Genomic DNA, 15,459 nt, shown 5'->3' with positions numbered 1-15,459 from the left:
GCTCCGACGGATGGTCAGATACGGTCGGCCAGCAGCGCGACCCGGGCAGACCCGATGCGCGTGAGGATGAGGGTCGCCGCGGCGTCGCCGCGCAGCCGCAGCTTGCGGCGGAACTGCGCGGGGTCGATGTCGACGCCGCGTTTCTTGATCTCGAGGGTGCCGATGCCGTTCGCCGCGAGCACGGCGTTGATCGCCGGCACCTTCAGCGGCAGTTGCTCGCGCACCCGGAACGACTGCACGAACGGGCTCGTGAGGGCCGCATCCGAAGTGAGGTAGGCGATTCCCTCCGACACCATCCCGGCATCGAGGGTGCGCGCGACGTCGCCGATCAGCCGCGCCCGGATGACCGCGCCCTCGGGCTCGTGCACGAACGCGCCGATCGGCCGCACCTCGGCATCGAGCGCATCGGCGGATGCCGTGAGCTCGGCCGCAGAGCCGCCGCGCACCACGAGGGCCGCGCGCGTGACGCCGGGCCGCGCGAGCACCCCCGACCACAGTACGAGTTCGATGGTCGACCCGTCGACGCTGATCCACTGGGCCTCGACGTCGTCGGGAATGCGGTCGCGATCGAGGCCGGGCCCGAGCTTGATGCCGGCGGGGACGCGGGAGGCGAGCCCGGTCACCCAGTCCAACGACGGCGACCACGCGTCGGCGCCGAGGCGGCGGGTCTCGGAGTGCCCGGCGCTGCGTCGAGCGGGATCGAGCCAGACGCCGTCGATGCCGGTGAGGTCGACCTCCTCGGCGCGGGCATGGCGCACCGTGGCGGCGGAGCCGAACGGGGCGAGGTTGTAGGCGGCGATGGCCGCGGTGATCTCGTCGGCGTCGACGGCGAGCACGTCCAGGCCGATGCCGGCCAGGCCCAGGGCGTCGCCGCCGATCCCGCATCCGAGGTCGGCGACCCGGCTGAGGCCGGCGTCGCGGAAGCGCCCGGCGTGACGGGCGGCGCTCTCCAGGCGCGTGGCCTGTTCGAGGCCGGCGCGGGTGAACAGCATCCGATCGGCGAACGGACCGAACTTGGCACGGGCCTTCGCGCGCAGCCGTGCCTGCCCGACGACGGCGGCGACGAGGTCGGGGGAGTGGCCGTCCCGTCGCAGCCGCGTGACCTCGGCGGCGACGTCGGCGGTGTCGTCGAGCGTGCCGAGTCCATCGAGCAGCCGCAGCCCCTCCGGGGTGAGCAGCGCGGCGAACTCGGCCATCTCCATCCGTCCAGCCTAGGTCTCCCACCCTCCCCTCCCGCCCCGCTCGGCGAGAACGCCCCGCGCGCGGGGCGAACCCCCACCCCCGGGGCGGGAGGCCCCTAATGGACCCGGGGGGAGGGGTGTGCACCGGGGGGATGATCACGGATGCCGGGGGCTGCGGCGCGGCGCAGACTCTAGTCACCTGGCGCGTGGGGCGCCCAACGAGAGGATTTCGAAATGGCTGACGGCAACTTCCTCAGCGACGTGGACGAGACCAATGTCGGTATCGACGTCGACGCGACGCTGACGGACAACTCGGTCGAGAACGACGCCGACGACTCGTTCAACGACAACAGCGACAACTCCACCGACAACTCGGTCGAAAATGACGCGGACGACTCGTTCAACGACAACTCGGACAGCTCCGTCGACACCGATGTCGAGGACTCCAACAACGACAACTCGGACAACTCGGTCGAGAACGACGCCGACGACTCGTTCAACGACAACTCGGACAACTCGGTCGAGAACGACGCCGACGACTCGTTCAACGACAACAGCGACAACTCGGTGCGCAGCGACGTGGAGGACTCGTACAACGACAACTCCGACAACTCGACCGACAACTCCGTCGAGAACGACGCGGACGACTCGTTCAACGACAACTCCGACAACAGCGACAACTCGGACAACAGCGACAACTCGGACAACAGCGACAACTCGGACAACAGCGACAACTCGGACAACAGCGACAACTCGGACAACAGCGACAACTCGGACAACAGCGACAACTCGGATAACAGCGACAACTCGATCGACGTCGACATCACCGACTCGTTCAACGACAACTCCGACAACTCGACGAACGACTCCGGCAACAACGGGTCGTACAACCAGCACCTGGACTACGACGAGGACAACTCGATCCACGACTCCGCGAACGACAACTCCGTCAACGCGGGTGTGCGGGAGTACTCGACGGCGTTCGGTGGATCGGCCGCGCCGCTCGCGGGCCTGGGGACCGTGGGTGGCTCGGTGACGGTCAACAACAACTCGACCAACATCGACCAGTCGCTGAACAACAACATCGACGCCGGCGGCGACGTCGCGGTCGGCTCGTCGGCGTCCACCATCGCGGCCACGGCGGCGAACGCCAACGCGGCCGGCGGTGACATCACGTTCGACAGCTCGGTCGACAACTCGGTGAACTACCTCACCGGCGGCGACGCGTGGATCGGCAACGTGACGACCACGACGACCAACGTCGACTCGTTCAACACGGCGACCGACAACTCCGTCACCGACAACTCGCTGCAGTCGACGATCTCCGACTCGTTCAACCAGGAGTGGAACACGAACCTCGGTTCGTTCAACACCGACAACACGAACGAGAGCGTCAACACCTCGATCTCCGACTCGCTGAACGAGTCGTTCAACGAGGAGTTCTCGCCGACGGTGAGCAACGAGCAGTCGTGGACCGACGAGTCCAGCAACATGTGGCAGGTCGGCAACGACATCGCCGACAACGGTGGATCGAACATCGACGTGGAGGACATCGACTTCTGATCCCTCCGCGCACAGCACCGGCGCCTCGGGTGGCATCGCCTCCCGGGGCGCCGGCCAGCGTGCCGGGGGTTGAGTCCGATGCCGGCGCGCACTACCGTGCCACGTGGGGGACCTGCGCGACGCCGCGCAGGCGGAGTGAGTCATAGATGAGCGATCCGACAGGGGATGCGGCGCCGTCCGCGAACGAACTGGTGCGCGCCGCCGATCAGCTGATGCAGCTGTGCCGGCTCGCCGACCGTGACGATCTCGCCGAGCACCTGGTGCACACGCGGGCGCGGCTGGTCGACCCGTACGTGCGTGTGCTGGTCGTCGGCGAGTACAAGCAGGGCAAGAGCAAGCTGATCAACGCCCTCGTCGGCGCACCGGTGTGCCCGGTCGACGACGACGTGGCCACGCGGGTGGCGACGGTGGTCGGGTACGGCCAGACGCCGGAGGCCGCGTTGATCGTGCGGGAGAAGCCGGATGCCGAGCCGCACCGCCGCGGCATCCCGATCGACGACGTGGCCGGGGTCGTCACCTCGGCCCGGCCGCGGCACGAGGGTGCCGAGGTGCTGGGAGCGGAGGTGCTGCTGCCGCGGGAGATCCTCAAGGGCGGGCTGCGCCTGGTGGATTCGCCCGGCGTCGGCGATGTGGAGTCGTTCCGCGAGCTGTCGACGCTGTCGGCGCTGGCCGGTGCGCACGCGATGCTGCTGGTCTCCGACGCGTCGCAGGAGTACACGGCGCCTGAGCTGCGGCTGATCACGCAGGCGCTGCGCATCTCGACGAACGTCGCCGCGGTCGTCTCGAAGACCGATGTCTACCCGGAGTGGCGACGCATCGAGCAGATCGACCGTCGGCATCTGGCGGACGTGGGAGATGTGCCCGTGTTCGCGGTGTCGAGCGATCTGCGTCTGACCGCCGCGGCCGAGCGCGATCGCGAGCTCAACGACGAGTCGGGCTTTCCGGCGCTGGTGAGCCACCTGCGCACGCAGGTGGTGGGGCGCACCGAGGCGCTGCAGCGCCGCGCCGCCGCGGCCGATCTCGCCTCGGTCGCCGACCAGCTGCTGATCGCGGTGCAGTCCGAGCTGCACGCCCTGGAGCACCCCGAGCAGACCCCCGAGCTCATCGCGAAGCTCGAGATCGCCAAGGGCCGCGCCGACGAGTTCCGCAGCCGCTCCTCGCGCTGGCAGACGACCCTCACTGACGGCATCGGCGACCTCATCGCCGACACCGAGCACGATCTGCGCGATCGGCTGCGCCGCGTGCAGCGGCAGGCCGAGGAGGCCATCGACGAGGGCGATCCGGGGCCGATCTGGGACGAGTTCGCCGCGTGGCTCGACGAGCGGGTGGGCGAGGCGGTGTCCGACACGTTCGTGTGGACCAACGAGCGCCAGCAGTGGCTCGCGCGCGAGGTCGCCGATCAGTTCCTCGAGGGGGAGGATGACATCCCCGACATCGATGTGAGCGACATCACCGGTGTGCTCGACCCGGTCGATGAGATCGCCGGGATGGATGCCGCGTCGCTGTCGGCCGCCGAGAAGATCTACATCGGGGTGCGAGGCTCCTACGGCGGCGTGCTGATGGTGGGGCTGGCCACGAGCGTGCTGGGGCTGTCGGTGCTCAATCCGCTGTCGCTGCTGGCCGGCGTGTTCGTCGGTCGGCGCGCCTACCGCGAAGACAAGCAGGCCCGCCTGTCGCGGCGGCAGTCCGAGGCCAAGGCGCTCGTGCGCCGCTACATCGACGAGGTCGCCTTCCAGGTCGGCAAGCAGCTGCGCGACCGCCTGCGCGCCGTGCAGCGGGCCACGCGCGACCACTTCGGCTCGCGTGCCGACGAGATCCACCGTTCGCTGACGGCGGCCGCCGACGCGGCCCGGCTGGCGGCGGGGTCGTTCGCCAAAGACCGGGAGGGGCGCATCGAGCACCTGCGTGCGCGCACCCAGCAGCTCACCGGCATGCGCCGCGCGCTGCCGGCCCCCGCCCCGCGCGCCGCGTTGCCGGCCACGCCGCCGCCGCGTCCGCCGCTGCCGCAGACGCCCGCCGCGACGGCCGCGGCCGCCCCCTCTTTCACAGGACGCGCGTGAACATCGCTGAAGACGCCCGGCTGCTGCTCGACGAAGCGGCGGCGGCGTACGACGACGACACGGTCGCCCAGACGCGCATCGCGCAGTGGCGCGCGCGGCTCGACGATCCGCTGCGCCTCGGGATCGCGGGCATGGTGAAGGCGGGCAAGTCGACGCTGCTCAACGCGATGCTGGGCGAGCGGGTGGCGCCCACCGACGCCGGCGAGTGCACCCGGGCGATCACCTGGTACCGCTACGGCGACACCCCGGCCGTCACCGCCCGGCGCATCGACGGCACCCTCCAGCGCCTGGCGCTGCGCCGCACCGACGGGCGCCTGGTGTTCGACCTCGGCGACACGAGCGTCGACGACATCGAACGCATCGACGTGCGCTGGCCGAGCGTGAGCCTGCGCTCGATCGTGCTCATCGACACCCCCGGCATCGAGTCGGTGTCGGAGCGGGTCTCGGCCCGCACGCGCGCCTTCCTGCTGCCGGCCGACGAGACGGCATCCGACGCCGACGCGATCGTCTATCTGCTGCGGCACCTGCACACCTCCGACGTGGCCTTCCTCGAGGCGTTCCGCGACGGCGCCGCCGGCACCGCCCACACGGTCAACGCGCTGGCGGTGCTCTCGCGTGCCGACGAGGTGGGGGCGGGACGCCTGGATGCCATGCTGTCGGCGCGCAAGATCGCCGAGCGCTACCGCGACGACCCGCAGCTGCGCGCCCTGGCGCTCACCGTGCTGCCGGTGGCGGGCCTGCTCGCCGAGACGGCCCGCACGCTGCGGGAGCGGGAGTTCCAGGCCCTGCGCGCGCTGGCGGCCCTCGACCGGTCGGACCGCGAGCGGATGCTGCTGTCGGTCGACCGGTTCACACGGGGCGAGGAGGTGGCCGGGGTCACCTCCGCGGTGCGCCGCGCGCTCGTGGACCGCCTCGGCATCTCCGGCATCCGGCTGGCCGCCGCCCTGGTGCGCGGCGGCGCGCGCTCGGCGCAGCAGCTCTCGGAGCAGCTGCTGCAGCAGTCGGGGCTGGAAGAGCTGCGCGGTGTCGTGCACCGGCAGTTCCGGGGCCGTCAGGCGGCGCTGAAGGTGCGCAGCGTGCTGGGGGGTCTGGAGGGGCTGCTGCGCGATCGTCCGCACGCGGGCGCCGGCCGGCTGGAAGCGGGCATCGAGCGACTGGCGGCCGAGTCGCACGAACTGCGCGAGCTCGATCTGCTGGCGCGATCGCGCGCCACCGGCCTCGGCCTGCCCGGCGGCCTGGATGCCGAGGCGGAACGTGTGCTGGGCGCCGAGGGCACCGAGGCGGTGGACCGGCTCGGGCTGCCGGCGGGCGCCGATCGGGACCTCACCCGGGCGCGCGCCCTGGAGCTGCTGGAGCGGTGGCGGGTGCGCGCGGAGTCGCCGCTGACCTCGGCCGCGCATGCGCGGGTGTGCGCCGCCGTGGTGCGCAGCCTCGAGGGGGTGGCCTCAGAAGTCGGCGGGGCCGCCGCTGCTGCTCGGCCCGCGCCGCACGTCGATGCCGCGGGCGGTCCAGCGCAGGGCCGGGGGCAGGAGGCTCACGAGCAGGGCGAGCACCGCCAGTCCGGCCTGCAGCAGGATGATCATGCGCAGCGGGTCGGCCGACGTGCCGGCGCCGGCGAACTCGAGCCCGACCACGCCGACCCCCGCCAGCAGCAGCAGCGTGGCCAGCAGCATCCAGCGCGCACGGCGACGCCGGTTCATGAATGACACGAGGAACACCAGCTGCAGCAGCACGACGGCCACCAATGCGCCGAACAGCGACCAGTAGATGATGTCGGCGGTGGTGGTGACCGTCTCGGCGGCGCGGTCGGGGTTGACCGTGCGCACCCGCTCCGAGATCACCTCGAGCTGCTTCTCGCGGATGATGAACGCGTAGGCCACCCCGAACGCGCCCACCGCGAGGGCGAGGATCCACAGCAGCTGGCTGATGCGCACCGTCAGCGGCGGCGGCAGCTGGGCGACCACGGGCGCGTGGTTGACGGTGGTGAGCGCGGGGCGCAGCGGCTGCTCGCGCGTGGTGCGCAGCCGCGGCGCGGCCCCCTCCTCAGTAGTCATCGTCGTCGAACGCCTCGTCGTAGCCGGCCGTCTCGGGCAGCGCTCCGCCTTCCTGGTCGGCGTACGTGGCCGCTTCGGCCATCGGGTCGGCGGCGGGCTCCGGCTCCGGCTCCGGGGCGGGAGCGGGAGCGCCCACCGTCGAGGTCGTCGTGGAGTTGTCGGTCGTCGACCCGTCGGTCTGCTGGTTGAACGAGCCGTCGTTGGTGGTGACGTCGATGTCGTTGTCGACCACGGCGTCCCCGCCGGCGGTGATCGTCGTGGAGGAGTCCTGGCTGCTGTCGTGCACGATGCTGCCGCCGGCGGCGGTGGAGCCCTCGCCGCTGGCGATGACCGCCTCGTTGTCGAACAGCTGCATGACGTCGCCCTCGGCCCAGATGTTCTGGTTCACCGACTGATCGACCAGCGTCGAGTTGTTCGTGATGTAGGCGTTGTTGTTGATCACGTCCCGAAGCTCGCGGATGACGTCGGGATCGCTCTGCCGGGGCGTGACCACGGCGGACGGCTCGGGCCGCTGCGCGACCTGCGGATGGTCGTAGACCATCGGCAGCACCGCGCACAGATCGTTGTACGAGATGCCCTGCATGCCGTGCGCGGTCAGGGCCGCCTCGGGGGCCGCGTCGAACTCCGCGGCCACCTCCGGATCGCGCAGCAGGCTCAGGATGAAATCGATCAGCGCATTGGCCATCGTGGTAATCGCGGTGCTCATGAGTCCTCCGTGCGTTCGCATGTCGGCACCCTGAGGTTAGGGGAGCCCGACGTGGACGGCATCGGGGATCGTCCCCGTGCCGCGGTGCCCCCGGTAGGGGGTGAGATGTGGGGGTGCGCGGTCATGCCGCCCCCTCGCGTCCGTGCGGCGCGTCGCCGCGCAGCACGTCGCGCAGTTTGGTGAGCAGATCCGAGCGCGACTCGGCGTCGAGCCGCCGGCGGATCCGCGCGATGTGGTGCTCTGCCGTGCGCGGCGAGATGAACAGGGTCTGGCCGATCTCGACGTAGGTGCGTCCCTGCACGACCAGCCGTGCCACCTCGAGCTCGCGGGCGCTCAGCGCCGTGCCGTCGGCGGTGGGCGCGGCGTCGGCGTGCGTCGCCTCGGTCGCCAGCAGCTGCGTCGGATGCAGTTCGCGAGCGCATGCCAGCAGCTGCGCGGCGGACTGCTTGTCGCCCGTGCGCGCTGCGCCGTGGGCGGCCAGCCGGGCGCCGTCCCATGCCAGGCCGTCGCGCGCGAGCGCGTGCGCGGCCCGCTCCACCTGGGCCGTGTCGACCTTGCCGGCGAGCACGTCGGTCCAGATGCGGCCCGCGTCGGCCAGGCGCGCGGCGAACGGGCTGTGCTCGGCGGCGGCCAGCAGCGCGCGGGCGTGCGGCACGAGGGCGTCGGGCTGTCCCTGCAGGATCCCGCGCTGGATGCCGGCCCAGTGCGGCAGCGGCGCCCACAGCGGTGGGGCGCCGGCGGCGTCGAGGCCGGCCATCGCCGCGTCGAAGTGCCGCTCGGCGGCGTCGGCGGCCCCGACCCGCACGGCGGCCAGGAGGAGTTCACCGAGGAAGGGCAGCAGGTAGGCGTCGAAGCGCTGGCGCAGCAGATGCGGGCGCGCGTCGCGGAAGACGGCCATGAGGGTCGCGGTGTTGGCGTAGCGGCGGGCCAGGGCCGTCTCGCAGACGGCCGCGATGAGGCGGTCGCGCGGCTGCAGGGCCGCCGCGCCCCCCTGGGCGGCGGCGAGGTGCGTGCGCGCCTCGTCGGGGCGGGCGGCGGCGATCGACACCCACGCCTGCCAGAGGCGCAGGCGGGGCCGGCCCCAGCGGCCGCATTGACCGGCCTCGACGGCGGAGGCGAGCACCGAGGCCGCGACGGCCAGCGAGCCGGTCGACATGGCGGCGGCGGCGGCGACCACCGCGGGCGGCTCGACCAGGGGGAAGTCCGACCGGGTGGCGCTGGCGAGCTCGGAGGCGAGCACGAGGTCGTCGACGGCGCCGGCCAGGTCGGTGCCGAACGAGGTGCGCACGGCGGCGGTGAGCGCTTCGCCGGCCACCGTCGCGGTGTCGGGCACCGCGGCCGGGGGTGCCGGCTGCGGGCGCCGGCCCACCCCGAGGTCGATGAGGGCGGCCCGCGCGGCCGAGGTCGCCGTCGTCGGCGACGTGCGCGCCGCGGCGGCGCCGACGGCGAGCGTGCCCCGCGCCGACCAGATCGCCGCCGACCCGTCGAGCGCGTCGGCGAGGCCCGGGTGGCCGGGGCGGCGCAGCACCCGGTCGAAGGCGGCGGCGGCGGTGTCGAGGTCACCGTCGGCGAAGGCGGCGATGCCGAACCGCACCGCCAGGTCGGCGGGTTCGGCGCCGGCCACGAGCGCCTCGCGGTAGAGGCTCAGCGCGCGGGCCGGGTCGTCGACGCGCAGCGCGTCGCCGCGGCGGATCAGTCGGCCGGGCGCCCCGCCCGACACGGCGTCGTCGTCCCAGGCGTCGTCGTCCCAGTCGTCGCCGCCGTCGGCGCTGTCGTGGTGGGCCAGCGCCAGCAGCTCGGTCAGCCGGTGCACGGGCAGCACCGCCCGCACCGCGGCGCGCACGATGCTCGGCGGTTCGCCGTTGGGGCGCAGCAGCCCCGCGGCGCTGCCGTGGGCGATGGCCTCCTCCCACGAGACCCCGGGCGCCTCGAGCGCGGCGATCTCGGCGGGCGGGAACAGGCACAGCGCCTCGACGGCGGGGCGGGCGGCACGGTCGACCTGGTCGAGACGATGGGCGATGGCGCTGCGCAGCGTGCGTGCGAGGTCGCGGTGGGCCGGGTCGAGGTCGCAGGTGCCGCTGTCGTGGGCGTCGAGCGCGGCGAGCGTCAGCCACGTGAGGCCCCCGGTGCGGCGCACGATGGCGTGCGCGCAGGCGACGGAGACCTGGGTCGCCTCGGCGATGCGGTCGGCGGTGATCTCTCCGAGCAGCACCGGCGGCGCCGACCGTTCGAGGCGGCCCCCCAGTCGGCGGAGCGGGTCGGATGCCGGGTGGTCCCGGTAGGCGACCACGAGGCTCGCCTCGGGGTCGGCCGCGAGGGCGAGCAGCGCGGCGATGCCGTCGTCGTCGAGCGTGTGCGCATCGTCGACCAGCAGCACACCGGCATCCGCTGCGCCGTCGTCGGGGGCGGGCGTCCCGCCCGCGCGTGCGCCGCCGGCGAGGGTGCGCACCGCGATGTCGCGGGCGGCGAGCTCGCGGCGCAGGGCCTGCAGGGTGAGCGTCTTGCCGCTGCCTGCGGCGCCGATCACGACCCCGCGGATCGGGAGCGCCGCGGCGCCCAGGCCCGCGGCGGCCGTGTCGGCCAGCATCCGCGCGACCTCTTCGCCGGGCCCGCCGATGGCCGGGGGCGGCGCCCCGAGCGCGGTCAGCGTCGTCGGTGTGGTGGACCTCGTCGTCATCTCTTCTTCCTCACCCAGCGCGGGTCAGATCGGAACAGGCGTCTCCGGGGGCGGAGTCGGTTCCGGTTCGGGATCCGGTTGGGGGGAAGGATCGGGTTCGGGCTGCGGCTCGGGCGTCGGCTCGGGCTGCGGGTCGGTGGTGGGTTGCGGATCGGCGGTCGGCTGCGGCTCGGGTGTGGGCTCGGGCTGCGGGTCGGGTGTCGGATCGGTGGTCGGCTCGGGCGTGACGACCGGGTCGGGGTCGTCGGCGGGCGTCGGGTCGATCACCGGGTCGGGCGAGGGCACCACGGGGCTCGGCGCGGGCGCCGGTCCCGGCGCGGGCGTCGTGGCCGGCGGGTTCTCGGGCGGGCGGTCGGCGGAGGGCCGTGCCTCGGCCGGCTTGGTCGCCGCCGGTGCCGTGGCCCGTGGTGCGGCGGGGGTGAGCAGCCGGTCGGCGGGGCTCTTGGGCGGCTTCGCCGGCAGAGCGCCCTCCTTGAGCGGCGGTCGCAGCGGGGCCGGTGCCGGGGCCACCACGATGGGCGCGGCGGCGGGCGGCTCGGGAGCCGGCAGCGCGCCGTCGGCCGCTTCGGCCACATCGCTCACCGGCAGCGGCGCGAACGGGTTCTGCAGCGGCAGACGCCCGGTGTCGGCCCCCGCCGCGGTCACGTCGCCGGCCGTCGAGATGACGGGGCGCACGAGCGCCGCCGCCGAGCCGCCGAACGCGAACCCGCCCACGATCACCGCGGCCGCGGCGGTGCCGGTCATCGCCGCGCGCCACCGGCCCGGCCGCGGCGCCAGCAGCAGCGGGATCGGCGCCGCCTCCGCGTCGTCGTCGGGCGTCGCCGTGGCCATCGCGCGCCGCCGCACGGCGTCGGCGCCGAGCCGCGCGGCCCCCATCGCGACGACGGCCTTCGGGTCGGCATCCGAGCGCAGCGGCAGGTCGAAGGCCTCCGAGAGCAGCTGCGCCACCCGCGGGATGCGGCTCGACCCGCCCGACAGCACGATCGCGTCGATGTCGCCGAGCGGGATGCCGGCGCGCTCCCGGGCGCGGCCGAAGGCGTCGATCGTGCGGTCGATGTCGGCCTCGATCATCGCCTCGAACTCGCTGCGCACCATGCGCACCGTGCCGCCCGATCCGTCCAGCAGCGGGATGAGCGCCTCGGAGTCGAACGACAGGGCTTCCTTGGCGGCGACGCACTCGCGGCGCATCGCCGCCATGGTCACGGGCGCGGCGGTGGCCGCGATCGCCCCGGTCGACGAGATCACGTGCTCGACGACCACGTCGTCGAAGTCGGCGCCGCCGAGATCGCCGATGCCCTCGCTGTGCAGCACGGTGGCCGCCTCGCCGGCGTCGCCGATGCGCACGAAGGCGAGGTCGAAGGTGCCCGCCCCGAGGTCGTAGACGGCCAGCACCGATCCGGGCGCCAGCGCATGGGTGGCGGCGTAATGCGCGGCGGCGGCCTCGGGCTCGGTCGGCATCGCCGCCACGGTCACCCCGCGCCGCTCCAGCGCGGCCCGCACGCCGTCCCGGCGGTGGGGCCCCCACGCCGCGGGCACGGTCACGGTGACCTCGCGCACGGCGATGCCGTCGGCGACGGCCGCGGCGATCGCCCACTCCACGGTGCGGGCGTAGAGCTCCTCGGCGGTGAGCGTGCGACCGGCCACGGCGAAAGGCACCGGATCGCCGATGCGCCGCTTCACTCCGCGCAGCAGGCGGCCGGGCGTGCCGACACCGCGCCGCTCGGCGGCGTCGCCGTGCAGCACGTCGTCTTCGGTGACGAACACGGCCGACGACGCGGCATCCTGTGCCCGTCCCAGTCGCACCGGGCGCACCGTCGTCCCCTCGGCGCCTGCTTCCGCGCAGGCCGCCGACGTGAACGAAGTCCCCACATCTACAGCAAAACTCACAACCATCCCTGACACGCTTCCTCGGCCCCCCGGCCCTCGGATGCTCGACATCGAGCACAGCAGCTTCTGTCAGCCCCCGAGACTTTCTTACTCCCCTCCCCGCCGATGCGGAAGGGTCTGCGCGTCTGTTGCGGGCAGGACTCGGCGTTAGGGGATCGCGCCCCGAGCGAGAGAGGGGGATTAGGGGATGGGGAGGGGGATCCGAGCCGGGAGGCCTGCCGGCGGAAGGCCGGACACGAGATCGCCGGGCGCGGATGCGACGCCGTATGACGGCATCCGACGCTCATTGGCACTCGCGTTGCATGAGTGCCAGCCGCACCCTACACTTGCTGTTAGCACTCGCCAGGTGTGGGTGCTAATCAGTCTTGAGATCTGAGAAAGAGGTAGACCGTGTCGGTTTCCATCAAGCCGCTCGAGGACCGCATCGTCATCAAGCAGGTCGAGGCCGAGCAGACCACCGCGAGTGGCCTGGTCATCCCCGACACTGCGAAGGAGAAGCCCCAGGAGGGCGAGGTCGTCGCCGTGGGTCCGGGTCGCATCGACGACAACGGCAACCGCGTTCCGCTCGACGTCGCCGTGGGCGACCGCGTTCTCTACAGCAAGTACGGCGGCACCGAGGTGAAGTTCGGTGGCGACGAGTTCCTCGTGCTGTCGGCTCGCGACGTGCTGGCGGTCGTCGTCCGCTGATCTCGATCATCGCCGGCTGCACCTGAGGGTGCGCCACGAGATCACCAGAAGGCCCGGATGCCTCGGCATCCGGGCCTTCTGCCGTCCCTGGGCGGGGGCGATGGCAGGATCCCCGCGCAGGTCGGCAGGATGCCGACGGCCCCGACGCCCGGCATCCGTCATGACCGTTCTAGTCTTGGACTCATGACACCCGAGGAGACGTCCCGCGAACAGTTCGTCGGCGGCGTATACGCGTTCGCGGCGTACTTCCTCTGGGGCTTCATGCCGCTGTACTTCCTGACGCTGGCCCCCACCGGCCCGTGGGAGGTCGTGTCGTGGCGCATCCTGTTCTCGCTGCTGTTCTGCGCGATCCTGCTCACCGTCACCCGCTCGTGGGGCAAGCTGTTCGCGATCCTGCGCAACCGCCGACTCGTCTTCTGGACGATCGTGGCGGGCCTGCTGATCTACGTGAACTGGCAGGTGTTCCTCATCAGCACCCTCACCGGTCACGTGATCGAGGGGAGCCTCGGCTACTTCATCAACCCGATCGTCACGGTGCTGCTGGGCGTGCTCGTGCTCAAAGAGCGGCTGCGCACCGCGCAGTGGGTGGCGATAGCGATCGCGGGGCTCGCGGTGATCGTCATCGTCATCGGCTACGGAGCGTTCCCCTGGATCGCGCTGCTGCTGGCGGCGAGCTTCGGCACCTACGGCCTCGTGAAGAAGCAGATCGGGCCGAGCGTGGATGCCGTCAGCGGCCTGACCCTCGAATCCCTCTGGCTCGCGCCGGTCGCCGCCATCCAGCTGGGCGTCGTCGCCGCGACCACCGGCATCACCCTCGGCACCGAGGGCCCCGGCCACACCGCCCTGCTGCTGATGGCGGGCGTCGTCACCGCCGTGCCGCTGCTGCTGTTCGCCGCCGGCGCGCGGCGTGCGAGTCTGACTGTGATCGGCCTGCTGCAGTTCGTCGCGCCGATCATGCAGTTCCTCACCGGCGCGTGGCTGCTGCAGGAGCCCATGCCGCTGGAGCGGTGGATCGGCTTCGGCCTGGTGTGGCTGGCGCTGGTCGTGCTGATGGTCGACTCGGTGCGCCACGCCCGTCGCGGACGGGCGACCGTTATCGCACCGTGATACAGCCGTATCACATCGTTAACGAGCCGCAACATTCGCGAGATCACGCTGCGATTAGGTTTGACGCACTAGGACGGCACCCGAGGTCGTCCTGTTCATCCACAGCAAGGAGCAATATGAGCGTCTTCACGCGTTCAGGTGCGGGCAAGGTCGTCGGCGGTATCGCCGTGGCAGCTGTCAGCGCCGTCCTACTCGCCGGCTGCGCCGGCGGCGGGACGACCTCGGAGCCGACTACGTCGAGCGCCCCCACCGAGGACCTGACCCTCAAGATCGGCAGTGTGCTGCCCCAGACCGGCAGCCTCGCCTTCCTCGGCCCGCCCGAGGAAGCCGGCGTGCTCCTCGGTGTCAACGAGGTCAACGAAGCAGCCAAGGGCATCACGGTCGACTTCACCCCGGGCGACTCGGGCGATGCCGACAACAAGGCCTTCGAGACCACGGTCCCGAAGCTGCAGAGCGAGGGCGTCTCGGCCATGATCGGCGCCGCCGCCTCGGGTGTGACGAAGCTCTTCCTCGACTCCAACGTCGCGGCCGGCATCATCACCTTCTCGCCCGCCAACACCTCGCCCGACTTCACCACCTGGGAAGACGAGGACCTCTACTGGCGCACCGCCCCGAGCGACCTGCTCCAGGGCGAGGTGCTCGGCAACCTCATCGCAGAGGACGGCCACAAGAACGTCGGCATCATCTACCAGAACGACGCCTACGGCACCGGCCTGTTCGGTGTCGTCAAGGAGGTCTTCGAGTCGACCGGTGGTTCGGTCGTCGCCGAGGCGTCCTACAACGACGGTGACAGCTCGTTCGACGCGCAGGTCGCGCAGATCGCCGCTGCCAAGCCCGACGCGGTCGTGCTCATCACGTTCGACCAGTTCGCGACCATCGCGCCGCTGCTGGTGAACGCGGGCATCCCGGCCTCGAGCTTCTACCTCGTCGACGGCAACCTCAAGCAGTGGGGTGCCGACGTGTCGGTCTCGCTCGAGGGCGCCAAGGGCACCACGCCCGGTCCGGTGCTCGAGGACGACTTCCAGCAGCGTCTGAACGACGCCTGGACCGCCGGCGGCAACTCCGAGCTCGAGGACTACTCGTACTCGGCCGAGTCGTACGACGCCGTCATCCTGCTCGCGCTGGCCTCGCTCGCGGCCCAGTCGACCACGGGTGCCGACATCGCCACCAAGCTGCAGGAAGTCTCCGGCGGCTCGGGTGACGGCACGAAGTGCACCTCGTTCGCGGAGTGCGCCGACATCATCCTCGAGGGCGGCGTCGCCGACTACGACGGCTACTCGGGCCCGGTCACGTTCGACGAGAACGGCGACCCGACCCAGGCGTCGATCGGTATCTTCGAGTTCGGTGCCGACAACACCCACACCCGCGTCGACACCCGCTGATCTCTGACCAGCTGATCGTCTGATCGCACGAAGGGCCCCGGAGCATCGCTCCGGGGCCCTTCTCCGTACCCCCTGCGCGGCGTCATGGCGCCCCTAATAAAGGAGTGCGGGGGCACGCGAAAGGGGGCGGATGCCGATCGGCATCCGCCCCCTTT

10 protein-coding genes are annotated in these 15,459 nt (G+C 72.1%); 6 read left to right on the top strand and 4 right to left on the bottom strand.

The genetic code is table 11. From position 1 onward, the window contains the following. Positions 1 to 14: 14 nt before the first annotated feature. Positions 15 to 1,202, bottom strand: a complete 1,188-nt coding sequence (locus tag N3K63_RS01580; RefSeq protein ID WP_261578207.1) for a class I SAM-dependent methyltransferase — start codon at positions 1,200 to 1,202, stop codon at positions 15 to 17. Between the two features lie 213 nt (positions 1,203 to 1,415). On the opposite strand from N3K63_RS01580, the gene N3K63_RS01575 reads away from it, so the two are divergent. From N3K63_RS01575 to N3K63_RS01565, 3 genes are all read left to right on the top strand, one after another. After that, a complete protein-coding gene (locus N3K63_RS01575) occupies positions 1,416 to 2,744 on the top strand; it encodes a hypothetical protein (RefSeq protein WP_261578206.1) in 1,329 nt (442 codons plus the stop codon). A gap of 146 nt (positions 2,745 to 2,890) precedes the next feature. After that, positions 2,891 to 4,804, top strand: a complete 1,914-nt coding sequence (locus N3K63_RS01570; protein ID WP_261578205.1) for a dynamin family protein — start codon at positions 2,891 to 2,893, stop codon at positions 4,802 to 4,804. Beyond that, a complete protein-coding gene (locus N3K63_RS01565; RefSeq protein ID WP_261578204.1) occupies positions 4,801 to 6,510 on the top strand; it encodes a dynamin family protein in 1,710 nt (569 codons plus the stop codon). Before N3K63_RS01570 ends, N3K63_RS01565 begins: the two co-directional genes overlap by 4 nt. Before the next feature lie 337 nt (positions 6,511 to 6,847). Here the strand turns inward: N3K63_RS01565 and N3K63_RS01560 are convergent, their stop codons facing one another. The 3 genes from N3K63_RS01560 to N3K63_RS01550 all read right to left on the bottom strand — a co-directional run bounded on the left by N3K63_RS01560 (position 6,848) and on the right by N3K63_RS01550 (position 12,110). Beyond that, entirely contained in the window at positions 6,848 to 7,564 is a 717-nt protein-coding gene (locus tag N3K63_RS01560; RefSeq protein WP_261578203.1) for an IniB N-terminal domain-containing protein, read from the bottom strand. A gap of 121 nt (positions 7,565 to 7,685) precedes the next feature. Beyond that, positions 7,686 to 10,241 carry a helix-turn-helix transcriptional regulator gene (locus N3K63_RS01555; RefSeq protein WP_261578202.1) on the bottom strand — a complete coding sequence of 852 codons (2,556 nt, stop codon included), beginning with the start codon at positions 10,239 to 10,241 and terminating at the stop codon, positions 7,686 to 7,688. A 24-nt stretch (positions 10,242 to 10,265) separates the two neighbouring features. Continuing rightward, positions 10,266 to 12,110: an Hsp70 family protein gene (locus N3K63_RS01550; RefSeq protein ID WP_261578201.1), complete on the bottom strand. Its 1,845-nt coding sequence runs from the start codon at positions 12,108 to 12,110 to the stop codon at positions 10,266 to 10,268. A 408-nt stretch (positions 12,111 to 12,518) separates the two neighbouring features. Between N3K63_RS01550 and groES the strand changes: the two genes are divergently transcribed. From groES to N3K63_RS01535, 3 genes are all read left to right on the top strand, one after another. Next, entirely contained in the window at positions 12,519 to 12,815 is a 297-nt protein-coding gene (groES, locus tag N3K63_RS01545; RefSeq protein WP_184215554.1) for a co-chaperone GroES, read from the top strand. Between the two features lie 183 nt (positions 12,816 to 12,998). Then, positions 12,999 to 13,922 carry an EamA family transporter RarD gene (rarD, locus tag N3K63_RS01540; RefSeq protein WP_261578200.1) on the top strand — a complete coding sequence of 308 codons (924 nt, stop codon included), beginning with the start codon at positions 12,999 to 13,001 and terminating at the stop codon, positions 13,920 to 13,922. Positions 13,923 to 14,038: 116 nt separating this feature from the next. Beyond that, positions 14,039 to 15,304 (top strand): ABC transporter substrate-binding protein, encoded by a 1,266-nt coding sequence (locus N3K63_RS01535; RefSeq protein WP_261578199.1) that lies wholly within the window; start codon positions 14,039 to 14,041, stop codon positions 15,302 to 15,304. Positions 15,305 to 15,459: the final 155 nt, after the last annotated feature.

This window comes from Microbacterium festucae, from assembly GCF_025421715.1.
GTDB classification, from domain to species: Bacteria; Actinomycetota; Actinomycetes; order Actinomycetales; family Microbacteriaceae; genus Microbacterium; species Microbacterium festucae.
This window is presented reverse-complemented; position numbering and strand designations above follow the sequence as displayed.